Annotated in this window: 2 protein-coding genes; both read right to left on the reverse strand. The window is 71.6% G+C overall.

Annotation, left to right across the window (positions count from 1 at the left end; all coding sequences use genetic code 11):
• Window positions 1–10: 10 nt before the first annotated feature.
• The gene (gene lysS / locus OOT08_RS07160; RefSeq protein ID WP_325091911.1) at window positions 11–1,537 is read right to left on the reverse strand and encodes a lysine--tRNA ligase; all 1,527 of its coding nucleotides are present in this window, start codon (window positions 1,535–1,537) and stop codon (window positions 11–13) included.
• Between the two features lie 151 nt (window positions 1,538–1,688).
• Window positions 1,689–2,347, reverse strand: a 659-nt coding sequence (locus OOT08_RS07165; protein WP_325091912.1) for a DUF2520 domain-containing protein, incomplete at its 5' end; no start/stop codon positions are given.

A 2,347-nucleotide genomic window follows, 5' to 3' on the forward strand; every position in this document is an offset into this window, starting at 1 on the left:
CACGAAGCGACTACTTGACGAGCGGGAAGAGGATCGTCTCGCGGATACCGAGGCCGGTCAGGGCCATGAGCAGGCGGTCCATGCCCATCCCCATGCCGCCGGACGGGGGCATGGCGTGCTCGAGGGCCTTCAGGAACTCCTCGTCGACGCCCATCGCCTCGTCGTCGCCCGCTGCGGCCTGCTTGGCCTGCTCCATAAAGCGCTCGCGCTGCACGACCGGGTCGATGAGCTCGGAGTAGCCGGTGGCCAGCTCGAAGCCGCGGATGTACAGGTCCCACTTCTCCACGACGCCCGCGATCGAGCGGTGCTGGCGGGTGAGAGGGCTCGTCTCGACGGGGAAGTCCATCACGAAGGTGGGCCGCTCCAGGCCGTCCTTCACGAAGTGCTCCCACAGCTCCTCCACGAGCTTGCCGTGGTTCGGCAGGTGCACCTCGACGCCCTCACGCTCGGCGAGCGCGAGCAGGTCCTCGACGCTCGTCTCGGGGGTCACCGTGACACCCGCGGCCTCAGAGAGGGTGCCGTACATGCTGATCCGGTCCCACTCGCCGCCCAGGTCGAACTTTGTGCCGTCGGCCCAGGTGACCACGTGCGAGCCGTCGCCGGAGACCTTGGCGGCCGCGTTCTGGATCAGCTCCTGGGTCAGGTCGGCGATGGAGTTGTAGTCGCCGTACGCCTCGTAGGCCTCCAGCATCGCGAACTCGGGGCTGTGCGTGGAGTCGGCGCCCTCGTTGCGGAAGTTGCGGTTAATCTCGAAGACCCGCTCCAGGCCGCCGACGACGGCGCGCTTCAGGAATAGCTCGGGCGCGATCCGGAGGAACATCTCCATGTCGAAGGCGTTCGAGTGCGTGACGAAGGGGCGGGCCGAGGCGCCGCCGTGCATCGTCTGCAGCATCGGGGTCTCGACCTCGAGGAAGTCGTGGCCCGCGAAGGTCTCGCGCAGGCTCGCCATCGTCTTCGCGCGGGTGACCACGTTCGTGCGGGCCTGCTCGCGGACGATGAGGTCCAGGTAGCGCTGGCGCACCCGGGTCTCCTCGTTCAGCTCGGAGTACATGTTCGGCAGCGGGTTCACGGCCTTCGAGGCGATCTGCCAGTCGGTGGCCATGATCGACAGCTCGCCGCGGCGGCTGGAGATGACCTCGCCGGTCACGAAGAGGTGGTCGCCCAGGTCCGCGAGCTCCTTGAAGCGGGCGAGGCTGTCCTCGCCGACCTCGGCCTGGCTCAGCATGGCCTGAATGCGCTGGCCGTCGCCGGCCTGCAGGCTCGCGAAGCAGAGCTTGCCGGTGTTGCGCTGGAACACGACGCGGCCCGCGACGCCCACGGTCTGGCCGGAGGAGGACCCGGCCTCGTCCTCCAGGTGGCCGAACTCGGCGCGCACCTGGGGGATGGTGTGGGTCACCGGCACCGAGACGGGGTAGGCGCCGCCGCCGAGGCTCGTCGCCTCCGCGTTCAGGCGCTCACGCTTGGCCAGACGAACGGCCTTCTGCTCGAAGATGTCCTCTTCGCTGGGCTGGTCGACGGGCGCGTTCTGCTCGGTCACGGGGGCGGCTCCAATAGTTGCTGGGGGTGGTCCCCAGCAGTCTACCCGGTCCCGTCTTTCCGCCCCGCCGCGGCGGTGCCCCGCCCCGAGGGGAGCCGCGGTGCGCGAGCGCCCGGGTGCTGCCCGGCAGCACAGGCCGTTCGGCGGCGGGTCAGGCGAGCGGGTCCGACTCCCCCGAGGCCGCGCGCAGCGCCTCGTCCACCGAGGCCCGGACGATCGAGGCGATGGTCCGGCCCGGGGCCTCGACGCCGATCCCGCGGAGGGCCTCGACGGCCTGCCGCACCACAGCGGCGGAGAACTCCCCCGCGGCGGCGACCGCGTCCGCGTAGACGGCCCGGTGCTGCTCCTCGATCACGACGGGCTCGGCCCCCATCTCGACCACGAGCGCCTGGCCGATGGGCAGCACGGGGGTGGGCGCGGTGACCGCCACGCTCGACTCCGCGAGCCGGGCCAGGTCCATGCTCGTGCCGGAGAACACCATGCTCGGGTGGAAGGCGATGGGGATCACACCGGAGGCCATCGCGGGGGCAAAGACGCCAAAGCCGTGCTCCGCGGCGGTGTGCGCGACGATCTGCCCCGGCTGCCACGCCCCGAGCGCGGTCAGCCCCTCGACCAGGCCCGGCAGCTCGCCCGCGGGGATCGCAAAGATCACGAGCTCCGAGCGGCGCACGACCTCCGCGACCTCCAGCACCGGGACCCCGGGCAGCAGCGCCTCGGCGCGGTCCCGGCTCGCCTCGCTCACGGCGCTCACCCCGGTGATGGCGTGCCCCGCGCCGCCCAGGGCGGCCCCGATGACGGGCCCCACGCGGC

This window comes from Leucobacter sp. M11 (assembly GCF_035726885.1).
Classification (GTDB): Bacteria; Actinomycetota; Actinomycetes; order Actinomycetales; family Microbacteriaceae; genus JAPFRB01.